Source organism: Gordonia desulfuricans NBRC 100010, from assembly GCF_001485495.1.
In the GTDB taxonomy this organism is placed as follows: domain Bacteria; phylum Actinomycetota; class Actinomycetes; order Mycobacteriales; family Mycobacteriaceae; genus Gordonia; species Gordonia desulfuricans.
The window spans coordinates 1-17,061 of the sequence record NZ_BCNF01000149.1 but is presented as its reverse complement, the minus strand read 5'-3'; the positions used below and the strand labels follow the sequence as shown (position 1 = coordinate 17,061).

Annotated in this window: 18 protein-coding genes and 1 pseudogene; 9 read left to right on the top strand and 10 right to left on the bottom strand. The window is 69.2% G+C overall.

Features of this window, described 5'->3' with window-relative positions; translation table 11 throughout:
- Positions 1–302: 302 nt before the first annotated feature.
- The 3 genes from GD1_RS21215 to GD1_RS21205 are packed head-to-tail and all read right to left on the bottom strand — an operon-like array spanning position 303 to position 2,422.
- The gene (locus tag GD1_RS21215) at positions 303–1,145 is read right to left on the bottom strand and encodes a Cof-type HAD-IIB family hydrolase (protein WP_083534575.1); all 843 of its coding nucleotides are present in this window, start codon (positions 1,143–1,145) and stop codon (positions 303–305) included.
- On the bottom strand, positions 1,142–1,954 hold the full coding sequence (locus GD1_RS21210; protein ID WP_059039456.1) for a lysophospholipid acyltransferase family protein: 813 nt from the start codon (positions 1,952–1,954) through the stop codon (positions 1,142–1,144). The genes GD1_RS21215 and GD1_RS21210 overlap by 4 nt, the downstream gene beginning before the upstream one ends.
- A 57-nt stretch (positions 1,955–2,011) precedes the next feature.
- Positions 2,012–2,422 (bottom strand): YybH family protein, encoded by a 411-nt coding sequence (locus tag GD1_RS21205; RefSeq protein ID WP_059039455.1) that lies wholly within the window; start codon positions 2,420–2,422, stop codon positions 2,012–2,014.
- A gap of 99 nt (positions 2,423–2,521) precedes the next feature.
- Here GD1_RS21205 and GD1_RS21200 point away from each other — a divergent pair, with 99 nt between their 5' ends.
- The gene (locus GD1_RS21200; RefSeq protein ID WP_059039454.1) at positions 2,522–3,388 is read left to right on the top strand and encodes a LysR family transcriptional regulator; all 867 of its coding nucleotides are present in this window, start codon (positions 2,522–2,524) and stop codon (positions 3,386–3,388) included.
- Between the two features lie 5 nt (positions 3,389–3,393).
- Here GD1_RS21200 and GD1_RS21195 read toward each other — a convergent pair whose 3' ends face one another.
- Complete coding sequence (locus tag GD1_RS21195) at positions 3,394–4,164, bottom strand: lysophospholipid acyltransferase family protein (protein ID WP_059039453.1); 771 nt, start codon at positions 4,162–4,164, stop codon at positions 3,394–3,396.
- 47 nt (positions 4,165–4,211) lie between these two features.
- A complete protein-coding gene (locus GD1_RS21190) occupies positions 4,212–4,835 on the bottom strand; it encodes a DUF5134 domain-containing protein (RefSeq protein WP_059039452.1) in 624 nt (207 codons plus the stop codon).
- 192 nt (positions 4,836–5,027) lie between these two features.
- Here GD1_RS21190 and GD1_RS21185 point away from each other — a divergent pair, with 192 nt between their 5' ends.
- Positions 5,028–6,623: a Rieske 2Fe-2S domain-containing protein gene (locus GD1_RS21185; protein WP_059039451.1), complete on the top strand. Its 1,596-nt coding sequence runs from the start codon at positions 5,028–5,030 to the stop codon at positions 6,621–6,623.
- A gap of 33 nt (positions 6,624–6,656) precedes the next feature.
- Here GD1_RS21185 and GD1_RS21180 read toward each other — a convergent pair whose 3' ends face one another.
- Positions 6,657–7,223, bottom strand: a complete 567-nt coding sequence (locus tag GD1_RS21180) for a hypothetical protein (protein ID WP_059039450.1) — start codon at positions 7,221–7,223, stop codon at positions 6,657–6,659.
- A 123-nt stretch (positions 7,224–7,346) separates the two neighbouring features.
- Between GD1_RS21180 and GD1_RS21175 the strand changes: the two genes are divergently transcribed.
- Together GD1_RS21175 and GD1_RS21170 are read left to right on the top strand one after the other, a co-directional pair.
- The gene (locus tag GD1_RS21175; RefSeq protein ID WP_059039449.1) at positions 7,347–8,579 is read left to right on the top strand and encodes a sensor histidine kinase; all 1,233 of its coding nucleotides are present in this window, start codon (positions 7,347–7,349) and stop codon (positions 8,577–8,579) included.
- The gene (locus tag GD1_RS21170; RefSeq protein WP_059039448.1) at positions 8,576–9,274 is read left to right on the top strand and encodes a response regulator; all 699 of its coding nucleotides are present in this window, start codon (positions 8,576–8,578) and stop codon (positions 9,272–9,274) included. The genes GD1_RS21175 and GD1_RS21170 overlap by 4 nt, the downstream gene beginning before the upstream one ends.
- A 33-nt stretch (positions 9,275–9,307) precedes the next feature.
- Here GD1_RS21170 and GD1_RS21165 read toward each other — a convergent pair whose 3' ends face one another.
- Positions 9,308–10,252: a DMT family protein gene (locus tag GD1_RS21165; protein WP_059039447.1), complete on the bottom strand. Its 945-nt coding sequence runs from the start codon at positions 10,250–10,252 to the stop codon at positions 9,308–9,310.
- 51 nt (positions 10,253–10,303) lie between these two features.
- Complete coding sequence (gene serS, locus GD1_RS21160; protein ID WP_059039446.1) at positions 10,304–11,560, bottom strand: serine--tRNA ligase; 1,257 nt, start codon at positions 11,558–11,560, stop codon at positions 10,304–10,306.
- 132 nt (positions 11,561–11,692) lie between these two features.
- Between serS and GD1_RS21155 the strand changes: the two genes are divergently transcribed.
- Positions 11,693–12,811, top strand: a complete 1,119-nt coding sequence (locus tag GD1_RS21155; protein WP_083534571.1) for a septum formation family protein — start codon at positions 11,693–11,695, stop codon at positions 12,809–12,811.
- 89 nt (positions 12,812–12,900) lie between these two features.
- Complete coding sequence (locus tag GD1_RS21150; protein ID WP_053778576.1) at positions 12,901–13,251, top strand: metallopeptidase family protein; 351 nt, start codon at positions 12,901–12,903, stop codon at positions 13,249–13,251.
- Between the two features lie 49 nt (positions 13,252–13,300).
- On the opposite strand, the gene GD1_RS21145 is transcribed toward GD1_RS21150, so the two are convergent.
- Positions 13,301–13,972, bottom strand: a complete 672-nt coding sequence (locus GD1_RS21145) for a histidine phosphatase family protein (RefSeq protein WP_059039445.1) — start codon at positions 13,970–13,972, stop codon at positions 13,301–13,303.
- A complete protein-coding gene (pheA, locus tag GD1_RS21140) occupies positions 13,972–14,970 on the bottom strand; it encodes a prephenate dehydratase (protein WP_059039444.1) in 999 nt (332 codons plus the stop codon). The genes GD1_RS21145 and pheA overlap by 1 nt, the downstream gene beginning before the upstream one ends.
- 136 nt (positions 14,971–15,106) lie before the next feature.
- Here pheA and GD1_RS21135 point away from each other — a divergent pair, with 136 nt between their 5' ends.
- From GD1_RS21135 to GD1_RS25300, 3 genes and pseudogenes are all read left to right on the top strand, one after another.
- Positions 15,107–15,883, top strand: coding sequence for a DUF2470 domain-containing protein (locus GD1_RS21135; protein WP_059039443.1), 777 nt, complete (start codon positions 15,107–15,109; stop codon positions 15,881–15,883).
- 92 nt (positions 15,884–15,975) lie between these two features.
- Positions 15,976–16,785 (top strand): CPBP family intramembrane glutamic endopeptidase, encoded by an 810-nt coding sequence (locus tag GD1_RS21130; RefSeq protein WP_059039442.1) that lies wholly within the window; start codon positions 15,976–15,978, stop codon positions 16,783–16,785.
- Between the two features lie 48 nt (positions 16,786–16,833).
- Positions 16,834–17,061 (top strand): annotated as a pseudogene (locus GD1_RS25300) (hypothetical protein); the annotation flags it as partial.

Sequence of the window (17,061 nt, the reverse complement as noted above, 5' to 3'; positions counted from 1 at the left end):
TCAGCAACGCCCAGTGGGTGGTTGATCCAATGAGGAGCAGGTGGTCACCACCCAACGCACGCTGCGGAGATTTCGACACGGGTCCTCGCTACGCTCGGTCCCGGCTCAATCATCGAAGAAGGTGCGGCTCAATCAGCAACGCCCAGTGGGCGATTGAGCCGACGAGGAGCAGGTGGTCACCACCCAACGCACGCTACGGAGATTTCGACACGGGTCCTCGCTACGCTCGGTCCCGGCTCAATCAGCAAAGAACGCGCGCCTCAATCGTCGAAGAAGGAGCAGCTCAATCACCAGTGGGCGCTCTAGCCGAACCACCGTTCCAGGACCCGGGCGACGCCGTCGTCGTTGTTGCCGACGGTGATCTCGTTGGCGGCGGCCAGCGCGGCCGGATGCGCATGCCCCATGGCGACGCCGTGGTCGACCCAGGTGAGCATCTCGACATCGTTGGGCATGTCCCCGAAGGCGACCGTCGTAGACGCGTCGATCCCGGTGTGCTCCACCAGCTTCCGAAGACCTGACGCCTTGTGCGTGTCGGGCAGCGAGAGTTCCACCAGCCCGTTGTCGGTGGAGAAGGTGATCTGGGTGAGGTCGGCGAGCACCGAGAGCCGTTGCGCCATCTCCGCACTCGCCATCCCCGGTGAACGCACCAGCAGCTTGACCGCGGGCGCCTCGTAGATCTCGTCGTCGCCCACCTCGACGTGGTCGGGATTGAGCCAGGCATGCTGATAGCCGGCGGTCGCGACGAACGGCGGGGTGGCGGCATCGTGCGCCGACCTGCCCACCCGCTCGGCGGCGATACCACAGCCCGGGATCAGCTCCGCGGCAACACTTCCGATGTGGCGCAACACATCCGGACCGAGCGTGGCCGCCGACAGCACGCGATCGTGCTCGACGTCGTAGACGATCGCGCCGTTGGCGCAGACCGCATAGCGCACACGGACCGCCGACGGATCGAACTGGTCGGTGACCTCGGCGATCCAGCGCGGCGGACGGCCCGTTGCGAGCACGAACTCGGTGCCGCTGCCGACCGCATTCGTCAGCACCGACGCGGTGCGCGCCGACACCCGGTTGGCGTCGTCGATCAGGGTGCCGTCGACATCGCTGGCGATCAGCGTCGGACGTGGCAGTTCAGGGGTGTGGTTCACCGACGGCCCTTCTCGGCCCGTTGGGCCGCCTTGCGGGCGCGCGCTTCGGCTTTGCGCGCAGCCTCCTCGGTCTCGATCACTGCGGCCTGTGCAGGTGTGGGTGCCGATCCGCCCAGCCGCGCGGGCACCCAGAACTCGCCGACCGGATGCGATCCGTACTCGTCCTGCACCTGGTGCAAGAGCCCGGTCATCGTCTCGCGCAGCCGCTCGGTCGCGGCATCGGCGTCGACATCCACCGTGACCGGTGCCCCGTATCGCACCGACACCGGGATACCGGTGCGGCCCATGGCGCGGGTACCGCCTTTGGTCCACTGCCGATGCGCACCCCAGACGATCGCCGGCACCACCGGGACACCGGCGTCGGCGGCCATCCGCACCGCACCGGTCTTGAATTCCTTCAGCTCGAAGCTACGGCTGATCGTGGCCTCCGGGTACACGACCACCATCTCACCATTGCGCAGCGAGGCGACCGCGGCCCGGTAGGCGTCGGCGCCCTGCGAGCGGTCCACCGTGATGGTGCGAGTGTGGTTGACGAGGAAGCGCATGATCCCGACGTCCATCACCTCGGACTTGATCATGAACCGCGCCCGGCGTCCGGCGCGGTACAGGCCGAGGGCCGCGGGCACGAAGTCGACGTACGAGGTGTGGTTGACCGCCAGCACCGCCCCACCCGCGCTCGGGATGTTGTCCAGCCCCGCATACCGCAGGTCGAGGTTCTGCGCGCGGACGAGCGTGTTCGCGATGATCTCGAGTCCGCGGAAGACCGGCTCCCGCCGCGGGGAACGGGCCTGGTGGTCCGCATCTGTCATGCGGATCAGCCTAACGGCCGCCCACGGTCGGGCGCCTGAGCGTCCGCCGGTTGTCGATCAGCCGGCGTCGCTCGCCGACTGCTCGGGGTGGATGAACTCGGGCTGGTCGATGATGCGCACCCACGAACCGTCGGGGCGGCGGACCACCACCTGCGCCCGCGCGCCCGCGCCGTCGCGAGGCGGGGTGGAGGTGAGCGCGATGTCGCCGAAACGCAGTGTCGGCAAGGGTGTTTCGGGTGTGAATGTGGGGCGGTGGGCGAGCACCCGGGCCCACAGGTCACCGATCGCGTCGCGGCCGCGGGTGACCTCCCCCGGCGGATAGGCGAGTACCGCGTCCTCGTGGTAGAGCGATGCCACGGCGTCGGCGTCACCGGCGTTGGAGTACTCGACGAACAGCCGGGTGATGTCCTCCGGCGTTCGGGCGGTGCGGTGGGGCGCGGGGTTCTCGGGTGAACGGTTCTCGGACATGGGGACCTCCTCGGGTCGGATCGGGTGTCCCCTCCACCGTCCGTCGGCCCGATGTATAAGTCCAAGCGTTTCTTGTGATGAGTTCTATCATCGACAGTTATGGAACTGCGTCAGCTGGAGTACTTCGTCGCGGTGGCGCGGACCGGTTCGTTCACGCGGGCGGCCGCGGCCACCCACACCTCCCAGCCCAACATCAGTGCGCAGGTCGCCGGGCTGGAACGGGAATGGGGTACCCGGCTGTTCGAGCGCATCGGGCGCACGGTGGCACTCACCGACGCCGGGAACGCCGCACTCCCCCACGCCCGCGCGGCACTGGCCGCGGCCGAGTCCGCACGACTGGCATCGGCCGAGGTCGCGCAGGTCATCACCGGGACGCTCGCGGTGGGCATGGTCGACGGGTGCACCATCACCCCGCTGTTCGACTCGTTCGCCGCGTTCCGGCGCGCCCACCCTGGGGTCCGGGTGTCACTCGGCGAGGACGAGTCCCCGGCCCTCGCCGACCGCGTCCGACGCGGCGATCTCGACGTCGCGCTGACCGGCTCGGCCGGGGTGCCACCGGCCGGGCTGGAGGCACTCACCATCATCTCCGAACGGGTCGTCGCGGTGGTCCCGCATGGGCATCGGCTGGCCGCGCGGCACCACATCGGCCCCGACGACCTCGACGGCGAGACCCTGATCGGCCTGCCTCCCGGCGCGGGTATCCGCACCGCCTTCGACGACGGCTGCACCCGGCCCGTCGACGTCGAGGCCACCTCCCCCGATGCCGTCGCCGCCCTCGCCCGCGGCGGTGTCGGCGTGGGCATCCTCAGCGAGTCCATCGCCGCCGAGCACCTCGCCACCCTGCACGGCAGCCCGATCGACGGCGTCGACCGACCGGCCCTGCTGTGCCTGGTCTGGCGGCCGCGCCCGTCACCGGCGGTGGCTGCCTTCGTCGAGCTCGCGGTGTCGGCGTTCGGCCTGGACTGACCTGGTCAGCCCTCCGACGACCCCTGCTCACGCTCGGCACGGCGTGCGGCCTTGGCGGCCTGCTCCTCGGCGTCCATCCGGTTGGCCTCCTCGAGCGTCGGTGCCGAACCGCCGAGCCTGGCGGGCACCCAGAACTCGCCCTGCGGATGCGGACCGTACGCGTCCTGGAGTTCGAGCAGCTTCGCACTCATCGACTCGTGCAGCCGCGCGGTGAGGGCATCGGCGTCACCGACCGGTTCGATCGGTTCGGCGACACCGATCATGATCGTGAAACCGTGGCGGCCGAGCTTCTTGGGGTGCCCCTTGGTCCACACCTGCTGCGCACCCCAGATCACCGTCGGGATGATCGGGGCACCGGACTCGAGCGCCATCCGAGCCGCCCCGGACTTGAACTCCTTGAGTTCGAAGCTACGGCTGATCGTCGCCTCCGGGTAGACACCCACCAGCTCACCGCGCTTGAGATAGTCGACGGCGTCGCGGTAGCTCTGCGCACCGTTGGCCCGGTCGACCGGAATGTGCTTGAGCGCCCGCATGATCGGCCCCGAGTACTTGTTGTCGAAGACCTCTTTCTTCGCCATGAACCGCACATATCGCCTGCCCTGCAGGAATGCCGGGATGCCGGCGTAGGTGAAGTCGAGATAGCCGGTGTGGTTGATGGCGATCACGCCGGGCCCGGTGGCCGGCGTGTTCTCGACACCAGACACCGTGAAATCGAGACCTTCGGCCAGCCAGAGCAGCCGGGCGGCGGTGATCACGGTGGAGTACACGGGTTCCATGGCCTAGACCCTAGCGAGAGCGGCCACCAAGCGCGGAGCCATCACCGTCAGAACTCGAAACCGGCCATCGCCTGCATCCCGACGAACATGTACGCCATCGCGACGGCCATGGAGGCCATCGTCAGCCGGTCGGCCCAGCCGCCGGTCATGTGCACGTCGTCGGGGACGTCTGTACGCGAGTCGGCCGGCGTGATCCGATAGCCGCGGAAGACATCGGCAAGCCAGCCGATCGCCTCGACGAGGAACCACACCGACACGACGGTGGTGAGCAGCCCACTCCACCACCTCATCGGCAGCCACATGTAGATCATCGCCACCTGCTGCACCAGCAACAGCACCCAGAGCAGCGAGAACGTCCGACGACGCGCGATCAGCACCATGAGGTGGGCCAGGACCACCGCGCTGGTGGCGGTGAAAAACCACATCTGGGCCGTGCGGGCGTCGGGTCCCCACGACACGGGTGGCCGGAACGACATGATCAGGTACATGTAGATCATCGACGCGCACATCGCGATATGGCCCAGATGGAACCAGCGGTTGCCGTGACCGTGCAGCACACACGGCAGGTGGTGCAGCGCCGCACCGAGCAGCAGGATCGACGCGATGACGGTCAGCCAGGGCGGGAACCAGTCGAATGCGGGAGCCATCTGCTCCTGGTGATGCATGGTCATGTCCTGAGCAGTCGTGCGTACACCCATGTCCGGTTCCGGGGCGTGGTGCAGGTCACGCAGGCTGCGCCGTCGGCGTCGATCCACCCTCCGATTCGGGACCGATGGCCGTAGCCGCGGGCGGCGGTCCGACTACCCTGAAACACCGAGTGCGCAAATCCCAGCCCTGCGCAACGAGCGTGTGAAAGGTTCGAAGTGAAGATCACCAGCATCGGCCATGCCGGATTCCACATCCAGACCGCGGCCGGGTCGATCCTCTGCGATCCCTGGACCAACCCCGCGTACTTCGCGTCGTGGGTGCCGTTCCCGGACAACTCGGAGTTGGACTGGAAGTCCCTCGGGCAGTGCGACTACCTCTATGTCTCGCATCTGCACCGCGACCACTTCGACGAGCAGAATCTGCGCGAGAACATCAGCAAGGACGCCACCGTCCTGCTCCCCGACTATCCGGTGCCGGATCTGCGTCGTGAGCTCGAGAAGCTCGGGTTCACCAAGTTCGTGGAGACCACCGACTCGGTCAAGCAGACGGTCACCGGGCCCAAGGGGTCCCTCGACGTCATGATCATCGCCTTGCGCGCACCGGCCGACGGCCCGATCGGCGACTCCGGCCTGATCGTCTCCGACGGCGAGACCACGGTGTTCAACATGAACGACGCCCGGCCGATCGACCTCGACGTGATCGGTGAGTCGTTCGGTCACGTCGACGTGCACCTGCTGCAGTACTCGGGCGCCATCTGGTACCCGATGGTCTACGACATCCCGCGCCGTTCCAAGGCCAACTTCGCCGCACAGAAGCGTCAGCGCGGCATGGACCGGGCCCGCTCCTACATCGAGCAGGTCGGGGCCACCTGGGTGGTTCCGTCGGCCGGTCCGCCGATGTTCCTCGACGACGATCTGTTCGGGCTCAACGACTTCGGTTCGGGTATCGACAGCCCGGAGAACGCCCGCCCGGGCGATGTCACCTCGATCTTCCCCGACCAGGAGACCTTCCTGGAGCAGATGCGCATCCACGGCACCGACGACGGCGAGAAGCATCGCGGGCTGATGATGGTGTCGGGTTCGGTCGCCGAGTTCACCGGCTCCACCCTCGACGAGGTCAGCCACCCGTACGCCCCGCACGAGGTGTTCGGCGAGAACAAGCAGGCCTACCTGGAGCGGATGAAGGAGAAGTTCGCCCCGGTGATCGCCGCGGAGAAGGCCTCCTGGGCCGTCGACGACGGGGAGCCGCTGCTCGAGCCGCTCAAGCAGCTGTTCGAGCCGATCATGGCGCAGTCGGATCTGATCTGTGACGGCATCGGTTACCCGGTGGGTCTGGTGATCGGCGAGCAGACCGTGGTGGTGGACTTCCCGAACCGGATCGTGCGCGAACCCAAGGAGGGAGAGGGCAAGTACCGCTACGGTTTCCGGATCGCACCGGAGCTGGTCCGCACGGTGTTGCGCGATCAGGAACCGGACTGGGTCAACACCATCTTCCTGTCCACCCGGTTCACCACGTGGCGGATCGGCGGGTACAACGAGTACCTCTACACCTTCTTCAAGTGTCTGACCGACGAGCGAATCGCCTACGCGGACGGCTGGTTCGCCGAGGCACACGACGATTCTGCGTCGATCACCAAGGACGGCTGGGAGATCCAGCGCCGCTGCCCGCACCTCAAGGCCGATCTGTCCAAGTTCGGTGTGATCGAGGGCGAGAAGCTGACCTGCAATCTGCATGGCTGGCAATGGGATCTGGGCAGCGGCCGTTGCCTGACGTCGAAGGGACACGAGCTGCGCGCCGCGCGCATCGAGTGAGACCTCCCGCGGTGTGCGTGACGGCCGGGCGGTTCACCCGGCCTGGTCGTCGCGCGCCCCGAACAGCTCCCACACCGGTCCGGTGAGCAGCCAGATCACCGTCACCACCCCGAGGATCCCGAACGTCTGACGCAGGGCGGCAGCCTGTTCGGCGTCGGCGACGGTCACCGACAACCCGAGGATCACCGCCGCGCAGATCGTCGCGGCGAGCAGCCACCGGCCGAAGGCGATCCATTCCGAACGGAGCGCGGCCCGCCCGCCGCGCGGCGGCTTCGAGGGCGCCGGCGCACCGGCGAAACGGTGGGCGAATCGTGCATCGGCCCAACCGATCACACTGTTGCCGAAGGCGACGGTGACGCCGAGGTAGATCCCGGCCAGCCGGTGCACCGAGGTCACCTGCGCACCGCCGGCCAGATCGAGCACCACCGCCACCACCAGCGCGATGTCGACGGCGGGTACCGCGACCAGCAGCGCCGTCGACAACCGCCGGCGATGCAGCAGGTATCGCGCCGACAGACCGGCGAGAAGCAGCACCCAGAAGCCGATCTCGCAGCCGACGATCGCCCACAGGACCGGTGATGCGGTGAGTTCGGTGTTCATGGGTCCCAGCGTGCCGTCGCACCCGGTGCCGCCACATCGGCCGCGTCGCCGAGTCGCCCTCCGCCGTCCGGGGTCATCCTTTCGTCGGATGGCCCGGGTTGCCCGGCATGCGACGATGGGCTCATGTGGCGTGTTCCGGTGTCCCGCGCGCACCTCGACGACGCGGGGATGACGCTGCTGTTCCTCGGTCTGGGCATCGCCATCCACCTCACCGGCCTCGGCCGGATCGGCGACGACCTCCACGGCCCGGGTCCCGACTGGTTCCCGCTCCTCACCCTGGGGATCGGCTGTGCCTTCCAGTTGCTGCGCTCGACGCATCCGGCGATCGCACTGGCCGGTGTGACCGCCGCACTGGTCCTCGACACCGTGACCGTCCCGTCGATCCCGGTGTGGCTGGTGTTCTCCGACATCGTCTATGCCGCGGCGGTGTACGGCTCGGCGCGTCTGCTGCGGGTGCTGTACGGGGTGTGTACGACGGTCTCGGCGGCGGTGCTCGTCCTGGTGGCCGCATCCCCCGCACTCGCGCAGTGGCGGTTGCTGTTCGTGTGCGTGCTGTGGCTGCTGGCGCTGGTCGGCTCACCCCTCGCCTACGGACTGGCCGTGCGCACGCACCGCAGTGCACTCGCCTTGGAACGCAACCAGTCTCGGATACTGGCCGAACTCGCCGACCGCGAACGGGCCGAGGCCGTCGCCGACGAGCGTCGCCGCCTCGCCCGGGAACTCCACGACGTGATCGCCGGGCGGCTCTCCGCGATCGCGGTGCAATCGGCTGCGGCGCTGCGCTATCCGGACAACGACGCCCTGGCCCGCAAGGCCCTGGCCGCGGTGCGGACCAACAGCGTCGACGCCCTCACCGAGATGCGCGGCATGATCGACCTGCTCGCCGACACCGCCGACGCCGACGCCCCGGCCGCGACCCGCGAGACGGCCGGGCTGCGCCGGCTCGACCGGCTCGTCGCGCCGATCGTGGAGTCGGGCACCGATGTCGAGATCGACTGTCCGCCATGGATCACCGATGCCGACACCGTCGACGCCCTGCCCCCGGTGGCCGACATCGCCGCCCATCGGATCCTGGCCGAGTCGCTGGCCAATGCGGTGACCCATGCCCCGGGACAGCCGATCCGGATCGTCATCACCCACGCCGACGCGACGCTGCGCCTGCAGATCACCAATCCGGTGCCCACCCCGGCACCCGATTCGGTTGCCCCGCACGCCGGTCGGGGTCTGGCCAACATGACCGTGCGCGCCGGGCTCGTCGGCGGCACCCTGGACGTCGTGCGCACCGACGGCGATTTCACCGTCACCGCGATCCTGCCCGCGGCCCGTACCGCCACCTCACATCGGAGCACATCATGACCCCGGATCGGCCCGCCCCGGCCCCGTCGCAGCCCGCTGCCGCCGCGACCACCGTCCTGATCGCCGACGATCACGCCGCCATCCGCGCGGGTATCCGGATGCTTCTCGAACCGGCAGACGGTCTCGATGTGGTCGGCGAGGCGGCCGACGGCGATCAGGCCCTCGCCACCGCGCGCTCCCTCCGGCCGGACGTGGTGCTGATGGACGTCCGGATGCCGGGCACCGACGGCATCACCGCCACCGCCCGGATCGTCGCGGAGGCCCTGTGTCCGGTGATCGTGCTGACCACCTTCGACCTCGACGAGTACGTCTTCGGGGCACTGCGCGCCGGTGCGAGCGGATTCCTGCTGAAGACCGCGTCGGCCGACGAGATCATCGATGCGGTGCGTTCGGTGTCGCGAGGCGACGCGGTGCTCTCGCCCGAGATCACCACCCGCGTCGTCGAATCCTTCCGCTCGCCTGGTGTGCCGGTCGTCGCGCCCCAGCCGACGCCGGAACTCGCCGATCTCACCGACCGCGAACGGGACGTACTGCGCTGCCTCGGTGACGGCCTGAGCAACGCCGAGATCGCCGCCCGACTGTTCATCACGGAGGCGACGGTCAAGACGCATGTGTCCCGGGTCCTGATGAAACTCGGGTTGGCCTCACGCGTGCAGGCGGCGATCCTCGTCCGCGATCTGGGCGGACCGGTGTAGCCGGCGGCCCGGTGCGGCGCGGGCCGGCACCCGTCAGGCGTCGCTGGACGCTTTCTCCAGCTGAGGTGGCCGGGGTTCGTGGAAGGCCGCGGCCTCGCCGGTCTCGACCGCCGCCACCGCACTCGACGAGGAGACGACCACCCCGCCGATCACGGCCACCGCGAAGGCGATCCCGGTGGGGATCACCCAGCCGTCGCGGATGGTGTCGCCGAGCAGCAGGATGCCGATCGCCCCGGGCAGAACCGTCTCGCCGACGACGAGTGCGGCGGCCGCGCCGTTGACCGAACCGGTCTGCAACGCGACGGTGAACAGGTAGAAGCCGCTGAGGCCGCTGAAGGCGAGGGCATAGAGCGCGGGGTCGGTGAGCATCTGGCCGAGATCGAACGGGCTCAGTCCGTGCAGCACGCGCGAGGCCACCGCCATCACACCGAACAGCGCGCCGGCGACGAGGCCGGTGATCGATGCGATGTGGCTGTGCAGCACCCGCATGAGCACCAGGCCGAGGCCGAACAGCACCACACCGGCGACGACGGTCGCCCAGTGCATCCAGTCGTCGTTGACGCGCCCCTCCGAGCCGGCGCCGATGGCCAGCACCACCAGCGCGATGATCACCACCGTGCCGGCGATCCAGTCACGCGTCCGCAGTGCGAGGTGCAGCATGACCATCGCCAGCAGGGCGGTGACGACCAATCGGGCGGCGATGATCGACTGGGACAGGAACAGCGGGATCAGCTTGGCCGAGACGATGGTGGCCGCGAATCCGACGACGTCGAGGGCCAGCCCGATCAGGAACGGCCACTTCATCATCGTCCGCAGCGTCGAGCGCAGGCTCGGCTGCGGTTTGGTGTCACACTTGCGACCCTCGGCCGCCGCGATCGCATTGTCGCGGGCGTGCCAGGCGGCCGCCATCGATTGCAGGACCGCCGCCAATGCGAAGGCCACCGAACCGACCACCGCGACGATGATGCCGACCGTCATATCCTGCCTATCCCTGCACGGCGACCCGGGCGGGTCAGACCTTCGCCGTCATCATGCCGGTGCGAGCACATCCGTGCCGACGAACTTCGCCAATTCGGCCGGCAGACGGACCGTGCCGTCGGGCTGCTGGTGGTTCTCCAGGATCGCGACGATCCAGCGGGTGGTGGCGAGGGTGCCGTTGAGGGTGGCGGCAACCTGCGGTTTGCCCTGCTCGTCGCGGTATCGGATGGACAGGCGACGGGCCTGGAAGGTCGTGCAGTTCGACGTGGAGGTGAGCTCACGGTAGGTGTTCTGGGTGGGGACCCAGGCCTCGCAGTCGAACTTGCGGGCCGCCGACGACCCGAGGTCGCCACCGGCGACGTCGATCACCCGGTAGGGCACCTCGATGGCCCCGAGCATGTCCTTCTCCCAGTTCAGGAGCTTCTGATGCTCGGCCTCGGCCTCTTCGGGGCGGCAGTAGATGAAGCCCTCGATCTTGTCGAACTGGTGGACGCGGATGATGCCGCGGGTGTCCTTGCCGTAGCTGCCGGCCTCGCGGCGGAAGCAGGTCGACCAGCCGGCGTACCGCTTGGGGCCGTCGGACAGGTCGAGGATCTCGTTCATGTGGTAGCCGGCCAGCGGCACCTCCGACGTGCCGACCAGGTACAGGTCGTCGTCCTTGTCGAGGTGGTAGACCTCGTCGGCGTGGGCGCCGAGGAAGCCGGTTCCGCCCATCACCTCGGGGCGCACCAGGACCGGCGGGATCATCAGCGAGAACCCGCTGGCGACGGCCTTCGCCGCGGCCATGTTCAGCAGGCCCAGCTGCAGCAGCGCGCCCTGACCGGTGAGGAAGTAGAACCGCGATCCGGAGACCTTGGCGCCGCGTTCCATGTCGAGCAGGCCGAGCGACTCACCCAGCTCGAGGTGGTCCTTGGGGTTGTCGAGGGCGCGCGGTTCGCCGACGTGCTCGAGCACGACGTAGTCGTCCTCGCCACCGGCGGGGGCGCTCTCGATGATGTTGGAGATGGCCAGATGTGCGGCCTTCGCCTGCTCGTCGGCCTCGGCCTGCTTCGCGACGGCGGCCTTGACCTGCTCGGCCAGTTCCTTGCCGCGGGCGAGCAGGGCGGTCTTCTCGTCGCCGGAGGCCTTGCCGACCTGCTTGCCGAGGGACTTCTGCTCCGAACGCAGGGAGTCGGCCTCGACGATCGCCGAACGTCGGATGGCATCGGCCGCGAGGAGCGCGTCCACCAGGCCGGGGTCCTCGCCGCGGGCGCGCTGCGACACGCGTACCCGCTCGGGGTCGTCGCGGAGAATCTTCAGGTCGATCACGATCTAAGACCCTACGCGAGTGACCTGGGAGTGCCGGAGTTGAGGCAGTTGAGGGCTCTGCCGGTGCCGTCGGAGGACCGGCTGCGGGTCGATACCGGAACCACCGCGGCCGACCGGGCATGATGGATCCCGATGAGTGACGAATCCCACCACGAACACCCCGGCCCCGAGGGCCGGTCAGACGATCCCGGCTGGGCGCGCCGTAACTCCATGCGCATCGTGCTGGTGGCGATCGTGATCGGCGCACTGGTCGCCGGCGGGGTCGCCCTGTCGATGAATGCCTTCGACGACCGCGGCAGCGTCGGCGGCACCGACATCGGCGAGAGCGAACGGCTCGCCGAGAACGCCTTCACCCAGTCGAGCTCCGGTGACTGTCTCACCTGGCCCGAGGGCGATCCGGGCGATCCGGCGAAGGTCGTGTGCACCGACGAGCACCGCTTCGAGGTGGCCGGCGCACTGGACACCGCCGTGCTGCCGGGGTCGGAGTTCGGCGACTCGGCGGCATGGCCGGGGGCGCAGCGGTTCGCCGAGATCCGCGACGAGCAGTGTCCGGTGATCGTCGACGCCTACCTGCAGGGAAAGCTCGACCCGCAGGGGCGGTTCTCGGTGGGCATGATGTTCCCGTCCGAACAGCAGTGGGGCAAGGGTGCGCGCGAGCTGCGCTGCGGGTTGCAGGTGACCGGCAAGGACGGCACCCCGCAGCTGTTCTCCGGCAAGGTGGCCGATCAGGACCAATCGTTCCAGTGGCCGGCCGGCACGTGTATCGGTATCGACCCGCAGACCCGTCGGGTGGCCACACCGCCGACGGCGGTGAACTGCTCTGAGCCGCATGCCTTCCAGACCACCGGCATCGTCGATCTCGCCCCGCGTTTCGGGGATCAGACATCGGGCCGGCCGTGGCCGGGCGAGAAGGAGCAGAACGCCTACCTGACCACGATCTGCCCGGGTCAGGCCGAGCGGTTCGTCGGCGGCAAGAAGAAGCTCGAGGACACCACCCTGAACGTGCAGTGGTCGGTGATCAGTGAGCCGCGCTGGCTGGCCGGGAGCCGAAAGGTGGTGTGCTACCTGGGTCTTCCCGACCGTGGCGGATTCGCCACCCTGGTCGGCGATGCGCGTGCGACGGTGCTGATCAACGGCAAGCTGCCGGTCGCGCCGTCCCAGGCGCCGCCGGGACGTGCGCTGCCGACGCCGGTGCCGCTGCCGCCGGGGGTCGAGCCCAATTCCCAGGAGGCCCCGGCCCCGGCAGGCTAGGGCCGCAGCGGCTACCCCCGAACACTTGTCCCACCCAGCACGTGCCCCCGTGTACTTGTCCCCGATGCGGAGTCGGAGAAAGGCAGTCGATGCCGGTTCACATGTCCGACGTCGAGTTCGAGGAGCTCGTCGGCGATGCGCTCGACGCCATCCCCACCGAGTTCACCGATGCGATGAGCAATGTGGTCATCCTGATCGAGCCGTTCAATCCGGAGTCGCGTGGGATTCTCGGGCTCTATTCGGGGGTGGCGCTCACCGAGCGCACCCACGACTACGCCGGCTTCCTGCCGGACACGATCACCATCTACCGCGAACCGATCCTGGCGATGTGTCACACCCGCGCGCAGGTGGTGCACGAGGTGGCGGTCACGGTGATCCACGAGGTCGGCCACCATTTCGGGATCGACGACGAGTGGTTGCACGCCCACGGATGGGGCTGAGCGGCACCGGTTTCGGCGGTCGGCCCGCGACCGGATGCGAGGGCGGCGGTCAGCCCATCGGGTTGTCGTCGTCGACGACGAGCGGTTCGTCGACGGTGCCGAACGGTGCGCGCCGTGCACCCCAGCGGTGGCACACCCAGATCCCGGATTCGGTGAGTTCGAGTTCCACCGAGCCGGTGTTGGGCAGATGTGTTGCCGCGGCGAACTTCCCGTCGATGCCGGCCAGCCGGGCGGCCACCAGGCGGATGGCCGCGCCATGGCTCACCACGACGACGTCACGCTGCTCGGGGCCACGCAGGTAGTGCGCGGCGAGTTCGTCGACGGCCGGGAGGTAGCGGTCGTAGACCATCTGCAGGGACTCGCCGCCGGGAATCCGGGTGTCGAGATCGCCGTCGTGCCAGGCGTGCATGACCTCCCGGAACACCCCGTGCGCGTCACGGTCGAACCGGTCCTCGAGATCGCCGGCCTGCACCTCGTGGATGCCCTCGACCACCGCCGCGTCGAGATCCCACACCGAGCCGATCATCTCGGCGGTCTGCTGGGCGCGGCGGGCGACCGAGCTGACCAGCACCGCCGGCTGGTTGCGCCGATTCTCCAGCGCGTACCGGACACCTTGGCGCACACCGAAATCGGTGAGCGCCGCGCCGGGCAGCGCGGTGTCGAGCCGGCCCATCACGTTGGAGGTGGTCTCGCCGTGGCGGACGAGGTGGAGTCGGGCCATCAGCCCTCACCCCGGCGGATCGCCTCGACCCAGGCAGCGCTGTCGGCGTCGTCGGGCGGCGGACTGCCACCGTCTCCGGCGGCCGGCCAGGAGCCGAGGTAGACGATCCGCTCGCAGCGGTGGTGCAGGGCACGCACGGCCTCGGCGACCGGCGCGTCGTCGATGTGTCCGACGGTGTCGAGGAAGAAGCGGTACTGGCCGGCATGTGTGCTGCCACCGGCCGGGTCGCGCCGGGGCCGGGACTCGATACGCGTGAGATCGACTCCGCGGACCGCGAATTCGTTCATCGCCTCCATCAGGCTGCCGGGCTGGTTGCGCAGTTCGAGCATCACCGCGGTGCGGTCGGTACCGGTGCGGCGCGGCGGGGGTGCCGGTTTGCCGACGAGCAGGAAGCGGGTGACGGCATCGCTCGCATCGGAGACACCGTCGGCCAGCACCTCCAGGCCGGCCAGCTCGGCGGCGAGACCGGTGGTCACCGCGGCATCGGTCCGCCCCTCGGCGACGTCGTGGGCCGCGGCGGCATTGGAGCCGGCGGTGACGAATTCTGCACCGGGATAGAGCTTTTCAACCGCCTCGCGGACCTGCGCGGAGGCCACCGGGTAGGCGGCGATGGTGCGCACGTCGGCGGGGGCGGTGCCCGGGCGGGCGGCGATGGTGAAGGCGATGTCGAGGTTGACCTCGGCGAAGATCTGCACCCGGCCGGCCTCGGATGCGGCGGCGCCGTCCCCGAAGGGCACCAGTGCGTCCATCGTGGCCGGGACCGACCCCTCCAGCGAGCTCTCGATGGGTACGCAGCCGAAGTCGGCGGCGCCGGAGCGCACGGCGGCGATGGTGGCGACGGGACTGGCGGCGACGAGCTTGTCGACGGTGCCCCCGCCGACGCCGCCGAGACCACCGTCCGAACGCACCCCGGTGGACAGGTGCGGATCTGCCAGGAGGCGGTCGAGCGCCATCTCGGTGAAGGTCCCGGGAGGGCCGAAATACGCGAACACGGTCACGGCAAGAGCTTAGTCGAGCAAGGTTGGATATTCGTTCGCGTCGACTCGAACCATTGACCGACGGCGCTTCGGGATTTAGGTTAGGGTTACCTTCATTGCAGGACCGAATCCCGACGACGCACCACGAGGAACCCCCATGACGCGAGCCATCACCGACCGCCCGTCCGACGCCGAGGTCATCGCGACCGCCTGCCGTCGGGCCGGCGCAGCGATGATCGCCGTCGAGACCACCGGCGGCGGCGCACCGACCCCCGCCCCCGCATCGGTCGACCTGGTGCACCTCTTCGAGTCCCAGGCTTTTCTGCTGATCCCCACCGACAGCGACATCATCCCGCTGGCCGGGAACTCCCCCGACGGTGTTCCCGCGATAGTCGAGATCACCGACTGCGCACCCATCGACCTGCGTGAACGTGTCAGGTCCCTGATCTGGCTGAACGGCACCGCCCACCCCGTGCCCCGCGACCTCGAACGCGACCTGGCCCTCGAGATCGCCACCGAACACCCCAACGGCGGACTCCTCGATATCGGCCACGGCCGGTCGATGATCCGGCTGCAGGTCGACACCGCCGTCGTCGCCAGCAGTTCCGGCGCCGCCTGCGTGCCCGCGGCCGAGCTCGCCGTCGCCGACCCCGACCCGTTCTGGGAGTACGAGGGCGAGTGGATCGCCCATCTCGACGCCGACCACGCCGACATGGTGGGGCAGCTCGCCCGTCGCCTGCCGCGTGATCTGCGCCGCGGCCGGGTCCGTCCGCTCGGGCTCGACCGCTTCGGCATCCGCTTCCGGATCGAGGGCATCGACGGCGACTCCGACGTCCGGCTCCCCTTCCCCCGGCCGGTCGCCGACGTCGCCGAGCTGTCCCGCGCACTGCGTTCGCTGGCCGGCTGCCCGTTCATGAACAGCCTGCCCGACTGATCTCCACCGCGGCCGATCACGGTGGCCTGTCCCGCCGGCGGCCGAGATGACGCGCGGGCCGCACCCGGTTCGGCGGCCGTAAGCTGACCGGCATGCGTGTCCCCGTCGCCGCCTGGCTGCGCCCACCGGCAGACCATGTCCCCGGCACCGTCACCGACCCCCGGGAACGCCGCGCACTGATCCTCGAACTGTGCATCGTCGGTGTGCTGACCTTCGGGTTCTCGGCCGTCTCGGCGATCCTGTCGCTGATCGAACTGCAGGTGTCGGTGGGCGTCGGCAATGCGACCGTGGCACTCAATCCGAGTCGATCCGATGTCTCGGCCATCGACCTGATCCGGCAGCTGATGAGCGCCGTACGGCTCTACGCGATCGCCGGGCTCGGGGCGTATCTGCTCTGGCGTGGCGGGCTGCGCCTGTCATCGGTCGGCCTGGGGCGGCTGCGCCCGCGGACCGACGTCCCGCCCGGCCTGTTCCTCGCCGCACTCATCGGACTGCCCGGGTTGGCGCTGGTCGCCGTCGCCCGCGCACTCGGCATGAACGCACATCTGGTGCCCAGCGAGACCGAGGGTGCGTGGTGGCGTTGGCCGCTGTACATCCTGCTGGCCGTCGGGAACGCCGCCGCCGAGGAGATCGTCGTCGTGGCGTACTTCATCACACGGTTGCGCCAGCTCGGGTTGTCGGCGAATGCGGCGCTGCTCTCGAGTGCGGTGCTGCGCGGCGGATACCACCTCTATCAGGGTGTCGGTGCAGGTCTGGGCAATATCGTGATGGGTCTCGTGTTCGGCCGGTACTACCAGGTGACCAACCGCGTGTGGCCGCTGGTGGTGGCACATGCGGTGATCGACGTGGTGGCGTTCGTCGGATACGCACTGTTGCATCGGCATCTGTCCTGGGTGGGGTGATCAGGTGAATGACACGGCCCCTTGCCGGTACTCGGTATCTTCGATGCAATGAACCAGCCCGATCCGCCGAATGCGGGACGACGCGGTGGTCCGCCGCCCGGCCCGGCCCGACGGAATCCGGCACCGGCGCATCAGTCGCCCGCGCGCAACAACCCCGCACATGCCGGGCAGGCCCCCCGGTTCCCGGCCCAGGGCGCGCGGAATCCGGGCCCACCCGCCGAGCCCGGCGCACGACGACCGGCACCACCGCCACCACCGGCATCCGACGAGCGGACG